Origin of the sequence: Aliivibrio sp. S2TY2 (assembly GCF_028765525.1) — a bacterium.
Taxonomy (GTDB): Bacteria; Pseudomonadota; Gammaproteobacteria; order Enterobacterales; family Vibrionaceae; genus Aliivibrio; species Aliivibrio finisterrensis_A.
Window position 1 is genome coordinate 22,122 of the sequence record NZ_JARACS010000002.1, and the last position, 19,825, is coordinate 41,946.

At 39.2% G+C, this 19,825-nt stretch carries 20 protein-coding genes; 8 read left to right on the top strand and 12 right to left on the bottom strand.

All coding sequences use genetic code 11. The features are described from left to right. Positions 1–670: 670 nt before the first annotated feature. The 7 genes from PVK63_RS03975 to PVK63_RS04005 all read right to left on the bottom strand — a co-directional run bounded on the left by PVK63_RS03975 (position 671) and on the right by PVK63_RS04005 (position 5,967). Positions 671–1,186, bottom strand: a complete 516-nt coding sequence (locus PVK63_RS03975) for a ClbS/DfsB family four-helix bundle protein (protein ID WP_155660267.1) — start codon at positions 1,184–1,186, stop codon at positions 671–673. Positions 1,187–1,331: 145 nt separating this feature from the next. Further along, a complete protein-coding gene (locus tag PVK63_RS03980; RefSeq protein WP_274439863.1) occupies positions 1,332–1,802 on the bottom strand; it encodes a DUF523 domain-containing protein in 471 nt (156 codons plus the stop codon). Between the two features lie 785 nt (positions 1,803–2,587). Then, positions 2,588–3,235 (bottom strand): hypothetical protein, encoded by a 648-nt coding sequence (locus tag PVK63_RS03985; protein ID WP_274439864.1) that lies wholly within the window; start codon positions 3,233–3,235, stop codon positions 2,588–2,590. A gap of 157 nt (positions 3,236–3,392) precedes the next feature. Next, the gene (locus PVK63_RS03990; protein WP_274439865.1) at positions 3,393–3,869 is read right to left on the bottom strand and encodes a DUF3024 domain-containing protein; all 477 of its coding nucleotides are present in this window, start codon (positions 3,867–3,869) and stop codon (positions 3,393–3,395) included. A gap of 70 nt (positions 3,870–3,939) precedes the next feature. After that, positions 3,940–4,455 (bottom strand): GNAT family N-acetyltransferase, encoded by a 516-nt coding sequence (locus tag PVK63_RS03995; protein WP_274439866.1) that lies wholly within the window; start codon positions 4,453–4,455, stop codon positions 3,940–3,942. Positions 4,456–4,602: 147 nt separating this feature from the next. Then, positions 4,603–5,385: a hypothetical protein gene (locus PVK63_RS04000; RefSeq protein ID WP_274439868.1), complete on the bottom strand. Its 783-nt coding sequence runs from the start codon at positions 5,383–5,385 to the stop codon at positions 4,603–4,605. Positions 5,386–5,556: 171 nt separating this feature from the next. Continuing rightward, on the bottom strand, positions 5,557–5,967 hold the full coding sequence (locus PVK63_RS04005) for a VOC family protein (RefSeq protein ID WP_274439869.1): 411 nt from the start codon (positions 5,965–5,967) through the stop codon (positions 5,557–5,559). 921 nt (positions 5,968–6,888) lie between these two features. On the opposite strand from PVK63_RS04005, the gene PVK63_RS04010 reads away from it, so the two are divergent. Continuing rightward, positions 6,889–7,872: an integron integrase gene (locus tag PVK63_RS04010; protein ID WP_130086393.1), complete on the top strand. Its 984-nt coding sequence runs from the start codon at positions 6,889–6,891 to the stop codon at positions 7,870–7,872. Between the two features lie 14 nt (positions 7,873–7,886). Here PVK63_RS04010 and PVK63_RS04015 read toward each other — a convergent pair whose 3' ends face one another. The 3 genes from PVK63_RS04015 to PVK63_RS04025 are packed head-to-tail and all read right to left on the bottom strand — an operon-like array spanning position 7,887 to position 9,333. Next, positions 7,887–8,060, bottom strand: coding sequence for a hypothetical protein (locus tag PVK63_RS04015; RefSeq protein ID WP_130048801.1), 174 nt, complete (start codon positions 8,058–8,060; stop codon positions 7,887–7,889). Positions 8,061–8,062: 2 nt separating this feature from the next. Continuing rightward, positions 8,063–8,887 (bottom strand): HDOD domain-containing protein, encoded by an 825-nt coding sequence (locus tag PVK63_RS04020; RefSeq protein WP_130086392.1) that lies wholly within the window; start codon positions 8,885–8,887, stop codon positions 8,063–8,065. Between the two features lie 20 nt (positions 8,888–8,907). Further along, a complete protein-coding gene (locus PVK63_RS04025) occupies positions 8,908–9,333 on the bottom strand; it encodes a hotdog fold thioesterase (RefSeq protein WP_130086391.1) in 426 nt (141 codons plus the stop codon). Between the two features lie 147 nt (positions 9,334–9,480). Between PVK63_RS04025 and PVK63_RS04030 the strand changes: the two genes are divergently transcribed. Continuing rightward, entirely contained in the window at positions 9,481–10,185 is a 705-nt protein-coding gene (locus PVK63_RS04030; protein WP_130086390.1) for a DUF445 family protein, read from the top strand. 84 nt (positions 10,186–10,269) lie between these two features. Here PVK63_RS04030 and PVK63_RS04035 read toward each other — a convergent pair whose 3' ends face one another. Both PVK63_RS04035 and PVK63_RS04040 read right to left on the bottom strand, forming a co-directional pair. Continuing rightward, positions 10,270–10,467: a restriction endonuclease subunit S gene (locus PVK63_RS04035; protein ID WP_130043760.1), complete on the bottom strand. Its 198-nt coding sequence runs from the start codon at positions 10,465–10,467 to the stop codon at positions 10,270–10,272. Positions 10,468–10,546: 79 nt separating this feature from the next. Further along, positions 10,547–12,460 carry a methyl-accepting chemotaxis protein gene (locus PVK63_RS04040; RefSeq protein WP_130086389.1) on the bottom strand — a complete coding sequence of 638 codons (1,914 nt, stop codon included), beginning with the start codon at positions 12,458–12,460 and terminating at the stop codon, positions 10,547–10,549. Between the two features lie 192 nt (positions 12,461–12,652). On the opposite strand from PVK63_RS04040, the gene PVK63_RS04045 reads away from it, so the two are divergent. The 6 genes from PVK63_RS04045 to PVK63_RS04070 all read left to right on the top strand — a co-directional run bounded on the left by PVK63_RS04045 (position 12,653) and on the right by PVK63_RS04070 (position 19,660). Continuing rightward, positions 12,653–13,609 carry an AAA family ATPase gene (locus PVK63_RS04045; protein ID WP_065593597.1) on the top strand — a complete coding sequence of 319 codons (957 nt, stop codon included), beginning with the start codon at positions 12,653–12,655 and terminating at the stop codon, positions 13,607–13,609. A gap of 15 nt (positions 13,610–13,624) precedes the next feature. Further along, a complete protein-coding gene (locus PVK63_RS04050; RefSeq protein ID WP_130086388.1) occupies positions 13,625–14,596 on the top strand; it encodes a DUF58 domain-containing protein in 972 nt (323 codons plus the stop codon). Then, positions 14,596–15,129 (top strand): DUF4381 domain-containing protein, encoded by a 534-nt coding sequence (locus PVK63_RS04055; protein ID WP_130086387.1) that lies wholly within the window; start codon positions 14,596–14,598, stop codon positions 15,127–15,129. Before PVK63_RS04050 ends, PVK63_RS04055 begins: the two co-directional genes overlap by 1 nt. Further along, positions 15,122–16,087 carry a vWA domain-containing protein gene (locus PVK63_RS04060; protein ID WP_130086386.1) on the top strand — a complete coding sequence of 322 codons (966 nt, stop codon included), beginning with the start codon at positions 15,122–15,124 and terminating at the stop codon, positions 16,085–16,087. The genes PVK63_RS04055 and PVK63_RS04060 overlap by 8 nt, the downstream gene beginning before the upstream one ends. Continuing rightward, on the top strand, positions 16,080–17,963 hold the full coding sequence (locus tag PVK63_RS04065; protein ID WP_130086385.1) for a vWA domain-containing protein: 1,884 nt from the start codon (positions 16,080–16,082) through the stop codon (positions 17,961–17,963). Before PVK63_RS04060 ends, PVK63_RS04065 begins: the two co-directional genes overlap by 8 nt. 65 nt (positions 17,964–18,028) lie before the next feature. Continuing rightward, a complete protein-coding gene (locus PVK63_RS04070; RefSeq protein WP_242511042.1) occupies positions 18,029–19,660 on the top strand; it encodes a BatD family protein in 1,632 nt (543 codons plus the stop codon). Positions 19,661–19,825: the final 165 nt, after the last annotated feature.

A 19,825-nucleotide genomic window follows, 5' to 3' on the forward strand; every position in this document is an offset into this window, starting at 1 on the left:
CCTGAATTAACCGCCTTAATCACAAAACTAAAGGCAAACCCAGAACGCCGAATGTAATAAATCGTGTTGATGCGATTGTTGTGCGTGCTTACTTTCGGCTTGGCCAACTTGGTAAAGAACTGCGCTGCCAAGATTTTTTGATGCCCTGATTTTAATTTACCAATGCCAATTAAGCGAACAAAATGTTCTTATAATTGCGAGATAAAGTAAATGGAAAACAGATATATTTCTACGCCATTTGAACTGCTTGGCTTCAGCAGATTTGGAACTGATAAACTAAATACACTCGCCACAACTGGAATTGAAAATGCTACGAGCAAAACACTGATGCAGACTAAAATGAGGCATAACCAAAGAACCATTGAAGCGTAAAATAGCTTCTGAAACGCCTGAACTTGGGGAAATAAGGGTTAATTTTCCGAGCCTGATGAAATGAAAGAAAAAAGGCAACAAAGAAGAAAGGAACGCTTACTAAGCCGAAACTACAAAAGCCGCGATCCTTTTGATGAACCGTGCAAAAAATTTCGGACTCAGTACGCACAACGCCTGCATAACACGTTTACTACTATGCAATTATACTTAATATTGACGCCTTAAAACGAGAAACACCCGGCAAACTGAGATTGCCGAGTGTAGTAAATCGTGTTGATGCATTTGTTATGTGAATTGCCTAATTTATCCCATGAGCCTTTTTAAAACGTCTTACTTTTGTTCTCATATTTTTCATTGGTGACGATGTATTAAATTGGATCATTCGTCCTAACGTCCATTGCTCATACCACAGGATTTCATATAAAGCATAATTATCAAGGCTATTAATTAGATCTAAAATTTCTTTAGTTGTCGATTTAAACTCAAGCTGTAAATCAACGAAATCCCAGTCTTTATAATGAGCCTGGAAGCTTTGAGCTAATTCACCTAGTTGATTCCATTTATAACCGGTTTCAGGGAAATCTACAGGCTTTCCATCTGATTTTAGCTGATACCATTTAAGAACAAGCTTACCCCAACCTATTAAATATGAAAGAGTATCGCAAACACTAACTTTTGTATTTTTTACGTTTCCTTCAATTTCCAAATCACGAGATAACTCCGATGGAATAGATTGATAATCAACTAATAATTTAGATGAAATAGAGCTAATCGCATCAACTAACTCATCTTTATTTTTTGGGACTGAGGACATTTTAGACTCCATTCACATAACGCCTGCATAACACGTTTACTACTATGTAATTATACTTAATATTGACGCCTTAAAACGATAAACACCCGGCAAACTGAGATTGCCGAGTGTAGTAAATCGTGTTGATGAAATTGTTAGCTGCGATTTAAATTTTTAACCTTGCTAATTGATGTTGGCTTGTAACTTTAATACCGTGATTTTCAAGTAAAGTGCAAGTTACGCCCTTTCCTGAGACCTTAACACCTTCAAACTTACCATTATAAACACTGGAGCTGCCACAAGATGGACTTGATTCAGTTAAAACTGCATATTCAACGTCATTATCTAGACACATTTTAAGAGTTAGTTCAGCACCGTTTAAAAAGGCCTTTGTTACATCGCTACCATCTTTGCCAAGAATTTTAGCTGACCCATCAAGGACGTCATTTCCTGTACCACCGCATATTTCTGCGGGAATGCGTGGTATTGGCAAGCCGCCAGCAACTTCAGGGCAAAAGGATATAATGTCATTTGATTCAATAAACTCATCAAACTCGCTCGTATTTACTTCAAGATTATTCCCGTCATAGCGGACTTTGCAGCCCAATAAACAAGAACTCACTAATACTTTTGCCATTTTAATTATCCATAAAATTAAAAACTAGACCAATTGCTTGCATTGTATACCATGAAATCGAGGGCTAATTAAAACATATATGAAAATCACATAAAACTAACACGACAAAGAAGCAGCTAACGCCGCAATAACACGTGCGAAAGACCGACTTACAAAACCAATTATACTCCAAACCGCGAATGCCGAGTGTAATAGCATCGTGTTGATTGCTTTGTTATACGAGCCTTGCTTTCGCTCCAATTAACTTGGTAAAGAACTGATTTACCAAGATTTGCTGTAAACTGAGTTTAATTAGACTAGCTCAATTAAGCGAGCAAAATATCCAACCAACGACAATAACTGTGAAACGAAACAATCCCTTTTTCTTACACCATTTGTACAAATTGGCTGCAGCTAGCTTGGAACTGATAAACCAAATATCATTACCACAATTGGGATTGAAAATACTGAGAGGAAAAGACTGATGCAGACTAAAATGAGGCATAACCAAAGAACAATTGAAGCGTGAATTGGTTTCTAAAACGCCTGAATTTGGGGCAATAATAGTTCAATGCCGAACCTGATAAAACGAACACCAAAAGGCAATAAAGAAAAAGATAAACCACCCTACTTTCACACCTAAAAAGCTAATGGTTCAATCGCTGAACTGAACCAAAAACTGCATTCTCAGAGTTCGTATAACGCCGCAATAACACGTGCGAACGACTGACTTACAAAACCAATTATACTCTAAACCGCGAATGCCGAGTGTAAATAGCATCGTGTTGATTGCTTTGTTAGCTGTATTAATAGTACCACTTTGATCTATTAGTAACTTGATTATCTATTAACTTGATAGCTGCTCTTATATCGACGGTTCTTGTCATTATAATGATAGCAATTGCACCAAGTATTAAAGCGACTAACAATAGGAAAAGCATCCAAACAATATTGAACGTAATAAAATGCACTTCAAACAATTCGTTTACTTTAAAGTAATCAAAAACGCCTAAAATTAAGGTCAATGACGACACTGACGTTATTATATACAACGCTAAACTTTTAATTTGATACGAATACCTTTCTACTTTTTGTTTTCTTTTTGACCGATACTTCTCTTTAAGATCAAACCTTCCTGAACTAATTTCGAGATATTTTTTGCCATCCTTGAACAACTCAATCGACTCTGATGGATTCAACTGAGTAAGAAGCACCTCTATTATATCAAATTTCACTTTAACCTTAAAAATTGAATAAAATAGATGTTCAACAACGAGGCGGTTAGCTATGTTAGCTGGACTCGCCATACATGAATGCAGTAACTCAATATTACGAATTTTAAAATATCGTCCGGAATAAAGCCGCTCACTGATATATTGTAATATCGGTAATATACTAACCAAAAATGCTATTAATGCGACATAGTCAAAATGCTGCTTGAAACTTTCGAACATGATTAACCTCCCTTAATACAGCTAACGCCTGCATAACACGTTTGCTACGATACAGACTAAACTGAATTTTACTGCCTTAATCACTGAAACTAAAGGCAAACCGACAACGCCGAATGTAGCAAATCGTGTTGATGCATTTGTTATGTGCGTTCTATTTTTAACCCCAAAAACAACTATACTCATCAGCAGCAACTGTTTCAGTAAAAGAAGACAATTCCTTTACTGATGGGACTGGTTCATAGCTATGCCATTTAAAATCAGATTTCATCCAGTAAATTTTCCACTCATTTTTAGATTTAACGTAAGTTGCTTTTGCAATTGAGCATTCAGTGATTTTGGTAGGATCATTCCAGACAGGTCTAAGTTCAAATATTTCGATACTTTGCCCGTCAATACGATAAGAGATATCAACCTGCGCTCTCAATTCGACAGGTGGACGATGAACTACTAAAAAATCCTCGATTACCTTTCCATATCTTTTTAATTCAAATTCTGAGAATGCCATTTTAACCTCAACAATAGTAATTTTGACTGAGTTTACTCTGTTAGCTAATTGATTTCCAAAACGATACTCAGTTTTGACCACAAAAGCACATAACGCCGCAATAACACGTGCGAACGCCTTACTTTCCAAACCAATTACTCTCCAAACCGCGAATGCCGAGTGTAATAAGCATCGTGTTGATTGCTTTGTTATACCGTTTCTAACAGCATACCCAGTACCTTGCTGATGGATCCGGAAAGACCTTACCCATTATGATATTTTCAAATTTACCACCGTTACTTTCTATTATTTTTCGTGAAGCTACATTGTCTTCGTCAGCAATTAATAGTACTCGATTGAGCCCAAGTTCTTTGGCTTTAGTTAAAGCCAATTTGAGAATCGATGTTCCATAACCATTTCGGCGAAATGATGGTGCAATATCATAACCAATATGACCCGCTTCCAGTGCTAGAAACTCATTATTTATATTGTGACGAATACGAACCACGCCCAAAATAGACTGATTAACATTAATTAGCCAAAAGTGGCTGCATGGGACATAACCTTCACGTAAGTTAATTCCGTTACTTTCATCAGTTAAACTTTGAATATACGAAGAAAAATCCTCTTTTCCCAATAAGTACGATTCAATATTACCAATGTCGTTGGCTGCATAATCCTCGAAGAAATCAAAGAATGCTGACTTCAATTCCAGTGATGGTACAACTAATTCCATGTCAATTTCTCCTTTTAACGGTATAACGCCTGCATAACACGTTTGCTACGATACAGACTTAGCTGAATTTTACTGCCTTAATCACTGAAACTAAAGACAAACTGACAACGCCGAGTGTAGCAAATCGTGTTGATGCATTTGTTATGTTTATATTTTGCTAGCTAATGCTTGCATAGCTTTATGTGCACTTTCGAGTTTCGCTGCTTTTTCTTTAGCTTCAATTCTTTCATCTAGAATAAGTTCTATACCCAATTTAACAATCGGGAAAGCATTTAAACACTCATCTTCACTAAGTTCATGGATACCTTTACTCAAAATACCATAAATATTTTTATTTTTAACCAAAAAATCCGGTAGTTCGTTTGCCAATATCTCAATCTTCTCTTGCATGCGAGATTGAACATATACTGTTTCATTCCAACCTACTGAACCCTTTAATTTTTGATGTGCATCTTCAATTAAAGCCTCAAAAATTCGGCGCAAATAAACAAAGAATCCAACACCAACGCCATGAGTAGCAAGGCCAACTGCTTTTGTAAATTCTTGGAAATACTGTTTTTCAAGCACTTTGCTATATTTCTTTACATCATAAAGATGCAACGAAGCTAAAGATGGTAACTGACCAATTTTCTGAATAGTTTTACCATTAGCAATGAACATAAAAACTAAACGATGTGTTTTAACTCGGCTACATTCAGCATAAATCTCAAACATTCCACGATTCACCCAAACATTCGGCTTATCAAGAACTCGTACATTAATACTTGAGTAACCACGAAAAATGCTGTGCTCGCCACATTCAGGGCAGAAACAGTCAAATGATTGATTAAACTGAAAAAGTTCTGCGCCTTTAGAAAGCTCATTATCGCTGTATTCACAAACCTCATATAAAGGTTTATTTACTATAAAATCCAGTGCTTCGACTGCCATATATTCCTCTTAAAAGTACCCAAGTTGGGCTATAAACATAACGCCTGCATAACACGTTTGCTACGATACAGACCTAGCTAAATTTTACTGCCTTAATCACTGAAACTAAAGACAAACTGACAACGCCGAGTGTAGCAAATCGTGTTGATGCATTTGTTATATGCTACAGACTTAGTTAGCTTGATTTAACTGCAATAAGTCCCATTTTGTACCGTATAAGTCTTTAAATACAACAACTGTACCGTATTCTTCAACACGTGGCTCTTCAGTAAATTCGACACCTTGAGCTTTCATAAACTTATAGTCACGCCAGAAATCATTAGTTTGAAGAAATAAGAAAACACGACCGCCAGCTTGATTGCCAACTGATTTTAATTGGTCATCATTACTTGCTTGAGCCAATAGTAAATTTGTACCCGTGGAATTAGGTGGAGATATTTGAACCCAACGCTTACCACCGCCTAAATCCGTATCTTCGATAAGCTCAAATTGAAGTTTCTTAGTATAAAATTCAATTGCATCATCATAATTTTCAACAACTAAGGCGATGTTACCAATTCTTTGCTCGACGGGCTTATTCATTTGTGGCTCACTACAGTTCAAAAATAGAATTCTACCCTATTTAGCTCATAAACTCATTTTTGCATATAACGCTTGCATAACACGTGCTGACGACCAACTTTCCAAACCAATTACACTTCAAACCAAAAACGCCGAATGTAATAAGCATCGTGTTGATGCGATTGTTGTGCGTGCTTACTTTCGGCTTGGCTAGCTTGATAACGAACTGCCCTGCCAAGATTTTCTAAGCCCTGATTCTAATTTACGGATAGTAATTAAGCGAACAAAATGTTCTTAAATTGCGAGATAAAGTGAATGGGAAATAGATACATTTTCAACGACATTTGAACGGCTTGGTTTCAACTAGTTTGGAACTGATAAACCAAATATCCTAACCACAATTGGGATTGGAAATGCTGCGAGCAAAACACTGATGCAAACTAAAATGAGGCATAACCAAAGAACAATTGAAGCGTAAAATAGCCGCTGAAACGCCTGAACTTATGGAAATAATGGCTAATTTGCCGAACTTAATGATACGAAAACCAAAAGGCAACAAAGAAGAAATTCACGCTTACTAAGCCGAAACTACGAAAGCCGCGATCCTTTTGATGAACCGTGCAAAAAATTTCGGACTCAGTACGCACAACATTTAATTATACCCATCACATTCGTAATCTCTACCGAATATATTCCACCACCACAATAACACTACATTCTACTTTAAAACCAACGGCCTAACAGCCAAAACACCATGAAAATCACAAAGAATATACGATAATGGTTCGTATATCCCACTTTTCAACCTTACTCCATGTAATTGATTAAAAGAACAATTCCAGCAAAACTCTATATGCCTTACAAATATGCGAACCCACATTGCAGGCCAAATTTCAGGAACTACAATTCAATCATCATCTATTCACCAATAAAGTTACAATCATGGACATCCCACTAGATCTTAAACCCGATTCACAACGATTTACCGATCAAATACGAATATTCATTCGTACACGATCAATGGCCTACAATACCGAAAAGCAATACATCTATTGGATAAGCTGTTTTATTCGACACAACAATTACGCATCAAAAGATGAGATTGATGCTTTTGATATTCCTGAATACCTTAATCATCTCGTTGTAAAACAAAATGTATCCCCCAATACACAAAAAACAGCATTAAATGCCCTGATATTTTTATGTCGTGAATTTTTACAGCAATCAGTCGATAACTTGGATTTCAAGCGTTCCAAAAAAGCAACCAAACTACCTACCGTTTTCACTCATAGTGAAGCAATAGCTGTTATAAATGAACTCAAACATCCAACCAAGCTTATTGCACAACTTATGTATGGCAGTGGTTTACGAATTAATGAAGCTCTACGCTTAAGGGTTGATGACATTGACTTAATACATAAAACACTCACAGTACGAAGTGGAAAAGGCAATAAAGACAGAACAACTGTACTACCAGAAAGCATAATTAAAGAGCTTAAAACACAGTTAGCCTTTGTAAAACAGCAACACCAAATGGATGCGATTAATGGAGATGATGAAGTCTACCTTCCTTTTGCTATCGCCGAAAAGTACCCTCATCGAGCTAAAAGTTATGGTTGGCAATATGTATTTCCATCTAAACAAATCAGCAAAGATCCCCGTACAGGTAAACGACGACGTCACCATATATTAGATAGAAGCGTACAAAAACAAGTGACAATAGCAATCAGAACAGTAGAAATAGACAAAAAAGCAAGTTGCCACACATTTAGACACAGCTTTGCTACAAGAATTTTAGAGCGCGGAGGAGACTTAAGAACAATACAAGAATTATTGGGTCATTCTGATATCAAAACGACCCAAATTTATACGCATGTCATTGGTTTGCACTTTTCAGGAACAAAGAGTCCACTCGATTTTGAGTAAATAGTTCCTAAAAGCTACATTTCATATTGGCGATGCTTTAGTGAGTAAAAAATAGCTTTTACTGCTTTCGCCAAAAAAATAACTGCGATAATAACCAAAACTTTACTGATAATAAAGTCAGGGGCTAAATATGAAATAATGGCAAAAAAAGTACCAATCAGTGCCGATAACATCCACTCTTTTTGCATGCTTACATTACCAATCTAGCCATTTCAATGCCTGAACCTTTCACTGCATCGACTTTTTCAGTAATAGAACCATCGACAGAAAGGATATCCGCTTCAATTTGCTCAGAAAGCCAAACCGATTTTGCATCCATAGTAACAAGCTCATCCCAATGGCGATTGATTGCATTGGCTAAACGTACTGTTGCAGCTAAAGGTGAATAAATATTATCGATTTTTGGTTCATATTGCTCAGAAATAGCAAACACCAACTCGTCAGAAAAAGACCAACTCTCAGCCAACTTTGAACCAAGAATAGCACTATCCGTACCAATGGTTGAGCGTTGTGCTGACACTTTAGAACTGCCCGTTTCCATTTTTTCAAAAATAGCCGGAACTTGATCTGCCATCACCGTATAAATCATTAAGTCGCCGATGTTATGCAGCATACCTGCAGTAAAGGCAGCATTAGGGTTTACATCACAACTTTGAGCAATGGCCTTACTTAATATAGCGACTTCAAATGTCTCTTGCCAAAACTCTTCTAAATCTATCACTTCAACATAAGGAAATGCGCTGACTAATGACGATGCAATAATTAATGTTTTTAATGGCTCAAGTCCAAGGCGAACAACCGCTTGGTCAACTGATGACACACTTTTACCACGAGAAAAATGTGCAGAGTTCGCTAAACGAATAACACGAGCACTAACCACTTGTTCCATTGAAATTGTACGAGCTAATTCTTGAAGCTCTACTTCAGGGTCATTCACAAGTTCCATCATCTCACGGATCACTTTAGGGATCTTTGGTAGCTCATGAGCATGACTTAAAATTTCATTTTGTTCCATTTTCTTCTCCACAACAGCCGCTACTTTTTCTTTTTCATCACAGCAACCGTAAAGCGGCTGGTGCAAACTAAGCGTTCTCGTTGATCTTTAATTTCAATTAGCCAAACTTGAGTGGTTGCACCTAAATGCACCGGTTTTGCTTTAGCGTAAACAGTGCCTTCTCGGACTGCTCGAATATGATTGGCATTAATATCCAACCCTACACAATATTTTGTTTCGTCGACACACCAGTTAGCAGCAATAGATGCAACAGACTCAGCTAACGCAACAGAAGCTCCCCCATGTAGCATTCCTAACGGTTGATGCACCACGGGATTTACAGGCATTGATGCTGTAATAGAATCTGCATCGTAATGGCAATATTCGATATTTAATGCTTCCATTAATGTATTACGAGATGTGGCGTTTAATATAGCCAAATCCATCGGACGCTTCCAAATACTCATAACTTAGCCTCTAGTGCATGTGCTTATTGTGTCTTGTGCCATTTTACACTCAACAATCCAGATCAAAAACACATTTTCACTTGTTGTCAGCTTTTAGTAGCTGATAAACTTCACAAAATTTTCTTCTTCTATCTACATAGGCTTGATATGTTAAATAAAAGCATGATAACGAACTTGATGTCACTACTCTTGTTAGTTATTGGTTACTGCATGCAACAAAATACATTGTACTATATTGGCTTATTTGCCTTCTCTGGTGCGCTTACTAACTGGCTTGCTATTCATATGTTGTTTGAGAAGGTTCCAGGATTATACGGCTCTGGTGTTATTCCTGCGCGATTCGAAGAATTTAAAGCCAGTATTAAACGTTTAATGATGGAGCAATTTTTCACTAAAACTAACGTAGATAAGTTTTTATCAAAAGAAATGGCATCGGCGACTAATATTAATCTAGAGCCTGTGATTGAAAAAATTGACTTATCGCTGGCGTTTGATTCTCTGGTCGAAGTCATTATGAACTCTCAATTTGGCGGCATGCTAGCAATGATGGGTGGCAGCGAAGCAATTCAACCGATGCGTGAACCTTTCATCGAGAAAATGAAGCTTTCAATTACAGAAATAAGTCAGCAAGATCAATTTAAGCAGGCTTTAAAAGAAGAACTAGAAAGCCCAGCCATGATGGATGACATCCAAATTACGATTGAAGAGATCATTGATCAAAGATTAAATGAACTGACACCAAAATTAGTGAAAGAAATGGTGCAGGATATGATTAAGAAGCACCTAGGTTGGCTTGTTGTTTGGGGCGGCATCTTTGGTGGCGTGATTGGTTTGCTCTCAACGCTTATCTAATCTTCCTTTCATCGAATACAAAAATGCCAGCACGAATGCTGGCATTTTATTAGGTATTGTATAAAAACAGAGTACTTCTGTTAATTAGTGAAGCGGAGCTTGTGTTTCGTTAAACTTGCCAAAATGCGCTTCTAACGCTTCAGGAGTTAGTTCTCCTGCTTCCTCAAGACGCTTTAGCTCTGCAACAATCGCTTTTTGCTCTTCGATTGAAGGCAATGCCACTTCAGGTTTATCCGATTCTTGCTGAATCATATCTTGCAGTTCTTTTTCAAAATCACTCATGATTATTTTCTCAATTCATATAAAACAATTGACGTTATTCTACAAGAAATCGCATAAAAAGGTAAACCTAAGCGAGCGCTTATACTTTAAATGCACCAACTAATTGATCTAATCGTTGTGAAAGTGCATTTAATTGCTGACTTGAATCGGCAAGTTCTTGAGCTGTTGCCGTGGTTAACTCATTAATACCATTAATCTCTTCGATATTTTGATTAATCGTATACACCACGGTTGATTGCTCTTCTGTTGCAGTGGCAACTTGCGTATTCATATCTGAAATATCGGTAATACTTAACGCAATTCCTGCTAGAACCTCCGTTGCAGTATCAGCTGATTGAACACCACGCGCTGTTACTGCATGGCTTGCTTCCATTGCTGTTACGGCATTTTGAGCTTCAGCTTGCAACTGATCAATCATCTTTTGAATTTCATCGGTAGATTCTGAAGTGCGGCTTGCTAGTTGACGGACTTCATCAGCAACCACGGCAAATCCACGTCCATGTTCACCAGCGCGTGCGGCTTCAATGGCTGCATTTAATGCCAATAAATTAGTTTGGTCAGAAATACCACGAATAACATCAAGAATAGAGCCAATGTCTTGTGTAGTTCCTGCAAGTTGTTCCACCACATGACTCACTTGAACCAAATCACCTTCAAGCTGGGTAATCGCATCACGAGATTCAATGACCGTTTGACGACCATCTTGGGTACTTGCTTCCGCTTTACTTGCTGACTGTGCAGCACTCGCGGCATTAGAAGCAATTTCGTTAATCGTGCTTCCCATTTGATTAATTGCTGTCACAACTTGCAAGGTTTGATCGCGCTGCATTTCACTATTATCACGAGTTGACGTTGCTTTTAGTGCAACATTTTCAGCCGTTGTGTGTAATACATGCCCGGTTTCAACCACATCTGTCACTGTTGAATGGATCTTTTCGACAAAACTATTGAACCCTTTTGATAGCTCTGCTATTTCATCATTGCCTTTTACTTCGATACGGTGGGTTAAATCGCCCTCACCTTCACCCAATTCACGGAAACGGTGTGCTAGCTCTTTAATCTTATTAGTAATTGAGCCTGCGCCCCAAATTGCCAACGTTATAAATACCGCAATGATGCCCACAATCCACATAAGAATGTCTTGAGTTGACGCATGAAGGCTTTCAAACACTTCATCAACGGGGACTTCTGCAACAATAAACCACTCCATTGATGGGATATAATGAGAGGCGATAAAGATCTCTTTTCCATTTTTGTTGATACGGCTTAAATTGAAGTTCTGTTTGGTAAGTAAAACTGAGGCTTCTTGAGAACCAACCACATCACTAATCGATTGTTTCCCCATAATGCTATTACTTTTATGGATCTTAATGTCACCATTACCATCCATTAAATAAACAAACCCGGTTTTTTCTATTGTGAACCCATTAAGCAGCGCTACCATGTCATCGAGTGATTTTGAAAAACCAGCCATAGAGACGCCATTCAATTGTTGAAAGTTAACAAAGAGTTTAACCTCACCATTCTGCTCTGTGAATACATTCAGCATTCGCTCTGGTCCACCTTGAGTGAAGCCAAAGAACCACCCATCTTGCTGTTGTGTAAGCTGGCGTAAAAAACCATCTTGGTTCCAATAATACGCATTATTACGGTTAGCGACCGAAGCGTCATTCAATTGATATTGTTGCTTTAATTGATTTAATTGCTTAATAAGAATGGTTTGGTTTTCAGGAGAAGTTGTTGGATCAGAAATGGCATCAATAATGAAACTGTTATTGGCCATTTGCTCTGCCGCAGAAGAGATCACCGCGACTTCTTTATCCACTTCACCACCAATTTGTTCAAGAATGGTTGGCAGTTCAAGAGTAGTTAAACGCTCATCTAGTGTATCGAACGCTTTTTTTTGAGCGACAATGCCCACAAGAGAAGTCGAAGCAATGATAGCGATAATAATACCGGCGACGAGTTTCTGTTTTATTGTTAGATTAATCATAATTTTTCCACAGCTAAAATAGACCTTTTATATAACGACTACCAACCACATTTCTTTAATAAATAGTTACAATTTAATTCATTCGCTAAATAGTTGAATAATCATAATTAAACCTCATATTATTAGGAACTAATGTGATTTTCATCGGTCACAAAGAAATAATTACTACGTAATCCAGAAAATGGGTGATATATGCCAGCGTTAAAAATTCAACAATTACAAACTTATCTTGAATCTCAAGTCATTGGTCAGCCTGCATTAGTGAAGCAGTTATTAATAGCCCTTCTTGCTGACGGCCATATTTTAGTTGAAGGTCCTCCTGGCCTTGCTAAGACGCGTGCCGTGAAAATTTTGGCCGATTCTATTGAAGGGGATTTCCACCGTATTCAATTTACACCAGATCTCTTGCCTTCAGATTTAACGGGGACGGATATTTATCGCCAAGAGACCGGAGAGTTTACCTTCCAACCGGGTCCTATCTTTAATTCATTGGTGTTAGCCGATGAGATCAACCGTGCCCCTGCTAAAGTGCAAGCGGCAATGTTAGAAGCAATGGCAGAGAAACAAATCACTGCAGGTCGAAACACATATCAATTACCAGAGCTTTTCTTGGTGATGGCGACACAAAACCCGATTGAACAAGAAGGGACATACCCTCTTCCAGAAGCGCAACTTGACCGTTTTTTAATGCATTTGGATGTTGATTATCCTGGTGCTGAAGACGAATTGGCTATTCTGCGTTTGAACCGTGGTGAAGCCCTAGGTGAACAAGCTGAGAAACCACAGCCTTTAGCGCAAAGTGAAATATTTAAAGCGCGTAAAGAAGTGCTGTCGATTTACATGGCGCCTGAGATCGAACAATACATTATTCGTATTACTATGGCGACGCGTAAGCCTGAACAATACTGCCAAGACTTAGCGAAACAGCTAGAAATGGGCGTGAGTCCTCGTGCGACGTTAGCGCTTGACCGCTGTGCTCGTGCACATGCATGGTTAGCCGGTCGTGATTTTGTTAGCCCTGAAGATGTGCAAGCGATGGCTTACCCTGTATTACGCCACCGTCTATTGTTAAGCTTCCAAGCACAAGCGGAAGGCACCACTGCAAATAAAGTGGTTGAACGATTATTACAAATGGTTGCGGCGTCTTAGTCGTAAAATAAAGTTATGAATAAGACTACTCTATCGCTGCCACCACACAGTAATGGCGTTACCTTGTCACTTAATGAATTGGTTCACTATAAGAATCATTCATTACAGTGGCTGCCGCCAGCGCAATCTGTCTGGTCAAAAATGAATGGCAGTCACCAAAGTCGACAAAAAGGCCGTGGTATGGATTTCTCAGAAGTACGTCAATATCAACCGGGCGATGATATTCGCTCGATTGATTGGCGTGTGACTGCGCGTACCGGTAAACCTCACACCAAACTCTACAGTGAAGAGCGTGAGCAACCAACCATGCTGTTTATTGATGTCAGTGACACCATGCGTTTTGGCTCTCAATTGCTGTTTAAATCAGTGCAAGCTGCGCATTTTGCCAGTTTATTAAGCTGGATAACGCTCGCAGCAAAAGATCGCGTTGGTGGGATCATCTTTGATGGATTATCGACCTTAGATTGCAAGCCCTCTTCTCGTCAGAAAAGTGTGCTGCAATTTATGCAATCCATCATTGAACAGCATAATACCAACAGTGACTCAGAGCCTCAGGATACCGCGCAACAAGCCAGTTCCTTTGCCAACGGGTTAAGTCAGTTACAGCGTTTATGTCCTAAAGGCAGTGAGATTGTGATCATCAGTGATTTTTATGCACTGACCGATGAATGTCAGGCTATCTTCAGTCAATTAAGCAAACACAACCGTTTACAGTTTGTGATGATTAGCGATCCGCTTGAGCAAGGCTCCACTCGCTTTAATGGCACAGAATATGTCTCTGATAACAAACGTTCTGCATGGTTAGATTTTTCGTCATCATCGACCAAAAAAGCATTAGAACAGCAGGCTAATCTTCACAAAGCGTATGTAGAAAACATGGCGATGCAATTAGGTATTCAGTTGCACTGTTTGTCATCAGGCTTGCCGTTATTATCGCAACTAACGTCGTCACAAGATCCATCACAACAAGATAAAGGAGCCATGTAATGTCTTTATCTTCAACCCAACAAGCACCAGCAAGTAATGTATTACCATTAGCGGATATTCATTTACCACAAGCACCATCGTGGGGGCTATCTCTCATGGGGTATGGGCTTATCGTCTGTGTGTTATTACTGGTTATTGCCATCGTTTGGTTTATACGTAGTCAACGTCAAAAAAGCGTATTAAAACGTATAGCATTACAGCAGTTATCACAATTAACACCACAGCAAACCAGTGACATTGCGCGTTTATTAAAACAAGCTGCGTTAAGTCACTTTCCTCGTGAGCGCATTGCCTCACTTCATGGGTTAGCGTGGTGGCATTTTGTTGAACAACAATTACCAGTAAAAAAACAGGCCAATGTTCATTTCTCATCTCGTGCAGAAATGTTAGAACTAGCTTTATACGGACAACAAGCATTATCAGAAACCAATCAACAACGTTTCTATGATGATGTGCGTTATTGGCTATCTCACGCTTTACCGGTAAAAAAAGTAGTAGTAACAACATCAACAAAAGGACATCAACATGCTTGAATTCGTTTGGTGGTGGGCATGGTTTTTATTACCTATTCCCTTCCTGTTTTACTTTTTTGTGCCTGAAAAAGATGTAGGTACCGCGATTCATCTCCCTCGACTTCCAGAGCAAGGAGAATATAAGCAACCCAATAAACGCATCAACATTGGCTTATTGTCTGTGGCTTGGCTGTTATTGATTGCGGCCTTAGCGCGTCCGGTATGGTATGGCGATCCGGTTGATATTCAGCCTGAGCACCGTGACATGATGTTGGTGGTCGATTTATCTGGCTCAATGGCTGAAGAAGACATGAAAACAGAGAGTGGTGATTTTGTGGATCGCTTAACGGCGGTTAAAAAAGTCGTGTCTGATTTTATTGATGAGCGTAAAGGCGACCGTCTTGGGTTAGTACTGTTTGGCGATCACGCTTATCTACAAACCCCACTTACCTTTGATAGAAAAACGGTAGAACAACAACTGGGCCGTACCGTTCTTGGTTTAGTGGGACAAATGACCGCCATGGGTGAAGGCTTAGGACTTGCAACTAAAACCTTTATCGAAAGTAATGCCCCGCAACGAACCATTATTTTATTAAGTGATGGTGGCAATACAGCCGGAGTACTCGAGCCATTAGAAGCAGCGCAATTAGCCAAAGACAACAATGCCAAGATTTATACGGTCGGTATTGGTGCGGGTGAAATGCAGGTTCGTGGTTTCTTTGGCAAACAAACCGTCAATACTGCGCGTGATTTGGATGAGAAAACACTGACTGAAATAGCAACAATGACGGGTGGACAATATTTCCGTGCACGTAATGCCGATGAGTTAGCGCAGATTTACCAAACCATCGACCAACTAGAGCCCATTACTCAAGCAACACAAACCTGGCGACCGCATGAAGAGTGGTTCCGCTATCCGTTAATGGGGTATCTGTTTTTCTTCTTTATTATTGTGGGAGTAAGAAAGCGTCATGGCTAATTTTACTTTTCTTTATCCACTGTGGTTTTTAGCTCTTATCCCTCTTGGGTTATTGGTGCTTATTCAACGTAAAAACAAAAACACCACAGGGTTGATTGCACCACACATTGCCAAACAATTGGGGATGACTCAAAAGACACAAGGCAATGGCTTTACGCTTGGACTGGTTTTAGCATGGTTATGTGTGACTACCGCCCTCGCCGGTCCAAGCTTTGGTTATAAAGACTCGCCAAGTTTTCAGCTCTCTGGGGCGCGAGTACTTGTAATGGATATGTCTCGCTCTGTGTATGCGACCGACGTAAAACCGAATCGCCTAACCCAAGAGAAATACAAAGCGAAAGACTTACTGCCTTATTGGAAAGAAGGCATGACAGGTTTAGTTGCTTATGGTGCGGACAGTTACTTAGTGAGCCCGTTAACTGAAGATAGCCAAACGCTCAATAACTTAATTACTAACCTATCGCCAGAGATCATGCCTTATAAAGGGAAAGGCAGTAACTTATTAGCAGCGGTTGATCAAAGTATTGAGATGATGACCAAATCAGGCCATCAACAAGGTGATATTGTTGTACTGACAGATGGAATATCAAATCAACAGCTTGATAAAGTGATGAGCCGCGTTAAAGGCACCAAATGGCGCATCAGTTTATTAGGTATAGGAACCAAAAATGGCGCACCAATTGAATTGCCTTCTGGTCAGTTACTCATCGATGCTTCAGGTAAAACGGTTGTCGCGACTTTGGATTCCGATCCACTAGTGACACTGGCACAAGCTACCAATGGCGTTGCTCAACTGATCCAATCGGATAATAGCGATATTGAAACCATTGCACGCTTAACTAAAACGCCAGTAGAGCAAGTAACACAAAACAGTGATACCCAGGTGAACAGTCGCGCTAATCATGGTTATTGGCTGCTTTTCCCATTGGTACTGTTCTCACTGCTTTGTTTTAGAAAAGGGATGTTCTTAGCGTTATTGTTGGTGCTATTGCCTGTCGATAAATCCATGGCAAGTACTGATATATCAAGCCGCTTACTTTCTGATGATTACAGCGCGTATCAACAATTTGAGCAAAAAGACTATCAAGCAGCAAGCGAGCAGTTCAAATCCAAACAATGGAAAGGAGCCGCTCAATATAAGGCTGGAGATTATAAAGGCGCGATTGAGAGCCTAACGGGTCTTGAAGATACTCAATCTCAATACAATCTTGCGAATGCCTTGGCGCAAAATGGGCAATTGGAAGAGGCAAAAGACAAGTATGAGTCTTTACTAAAAACCAATCCTGATATGAAAGATGCAAAAACTAACTTAGATATCGTCAATAAAGCGCTAGAGCAAAAACAGCAACAGCAGCAGCAAGACGATAAGAATCAACAATCGGATAAAAATAAAGACGACAAGCAAGATAAAAAACAGGACAAACAAAACCAAGAGAATAAAGACAGCAAAGATGGCTCTGAGCAATCTTCAGATTCAAAAGACTCACCATCTCAAGATCCACAGCAGGATCAGCAGAAAAATGAATCTCAATCTGATGATAAATCACAGTCTGATAAACAAGATAAGTCAGAGGATTCTTCTCAAGAGCAGCAACAAAAAGAGCAAGCTAAAAAGGAACAAGAGAAGAAAGACAAAGAGCAAGCTGCACAAGCTCGTGATGAGAAAGAGAAACAACCTAAATCAGACGAAGAAAAAGAGCGACAAGCTCAAATGCAATCACAACAAGCAAAAGCCGACAGTGACGCCATTAAAACCGATCCTCGTCTACAAAAATTAGAGCAATCTGGCGCAAAAGAAGATGAACTGCTGCGCGCTCTATTGTATCTCCAAGCTCAACAACAAGAAGCACCACAAGCTTCTGAAAATGAATGGTAATAAAAATGAGTATAAGACAAACCAGTCCCTACTCTACTGTAAAGAGTTCGACAATGAAGGCTTCTATGAAAAAGACAGCGCTAATCAAAAAAGTAATCTTATTTGCAGCGTTATGCGTTAGTGGCATCTCTGCAAGTTACGCTCAGGCCATTGCAACGGTGAGTAAAAACCAAATCACTGAAAACGAAGTGATTCAATTAATGGTGTCTGTCGATAAAAGCGCAGATCAAAGTAAATTTGACCCTAGCCAACTTGCACCTGATTTTCGCAGTGGCCAAGTCAGCTTTGGTAGCTCACGCTCACTAGTGAATGGCGACTATAGCGTACAAAGCCAGTGGACGGTTTCTATTGCCCCAACAAAAATGGGCACGTTAACCATTCCGAGCATGAATGTCGCTGGTGAGCAAACTAACCCAATAACGATTCGTGTGACTAAAGATGCTACCGCTCCAAAAAGCAGTGACGTTATTAAAGTAAGCGGCTCGCTAACTAAAGATGAATTGTATGAAGGTGAGACCGCTCAATTTGATGCCAAGATTGCTATCTTTGCGGATATCCGTCGTTTAAAAGATCCAAACATCATCACACCACAAGGAGCTGGTATTGAGTTCTCTCCTATTGGTAAAAGCAAACAATATCAAACCGTGATTGATGGCCTGCAAGCAACCGTGGTTGAACAAGCGTTTAGTGTCAGTGCAAATCAAGCTGGTCAATTAAGCTTTGATGGCTTAGCTTTTACGGGCGGATTAGTTCAAACCGATCGTTATGGTCGTAGCACCAAATTAATCCCACTAAACATTACCCCTAAACAGTATCAATTAACCGTATTAGCAAAACCCGCAGATTTCACAGGGACTTGGTTACCGACTACGGATTTAAAACTAGGGCAGCAATGGCTAGTTGATGGGAAGCCATTAACAAGTACCACAGTAGAAGCAGGTACTGCCATTACTCGTCAAATAACCCTAATGATGGCTGATGTACCGCCAGAGAAATTACCAAAGCTTGATATTGATTATCCTAAGTCAGTTCGTATGTACGATGAGAAACCTGTAATAGATAAAGATAGCCAAGGCAATAGTGTGATGACCATTAAGCAAGTAATCATCCCTCATACAGGTGGCACGGTTAAATTACCTGCAGTTTCGATTCAGTGGTGGAACAGCACTACACGAAAATCTGAGACAGCAACACTCGATTCACTGACGTTAACAGTAACACCAAGCACTCAAGTTAATGAGCAAAAGATCGATAACCAAACAAATGCTCAACCAGAAACCACAATAAAGCGTGAAGTTGATCATGGTTTTTGGCCATATACTACACTCGCTTTTGCTCTTTTATGGATATTAACGGCAATTGGTTGGGCAATAAGCCGAACAAAAGTAAAGGCAACAAACACAACTGCCAATCAAAAAACTATAGTGATAGGTAATGGCAGTAAAGCACTTATCTCTGCTTTAAAACAAAATAATACAATTCTTGCTCATCAGATCCTTTCAGACCACAATGAACAGTGGGCTAATCAAGGCATTAACGTTACTGTTATTAAAGAACTCATCACACAATTAAGCCAACAACAATATGCAAGAAATACGAGCAATAGCTCTACAAAACAAATAATTAGCGATATCGAAAAGAAATTATCATCGACAAGTCAGTCATCAAACCCAATATCTGAACTTGAAAGATTATAACGAATTTTAATTTCATTATTTTTAATTCATTTAAGGCGGAACAGCATTAAATTGTCCGCCTTTTTTTCACCTTCGATTCTGAAGCTTTATATACCCTTAATCTTTCTGCACCCCTTATCTGCTCTCACTTCTTTATTTATAGTGCAAATTAATCTATTACCAGAG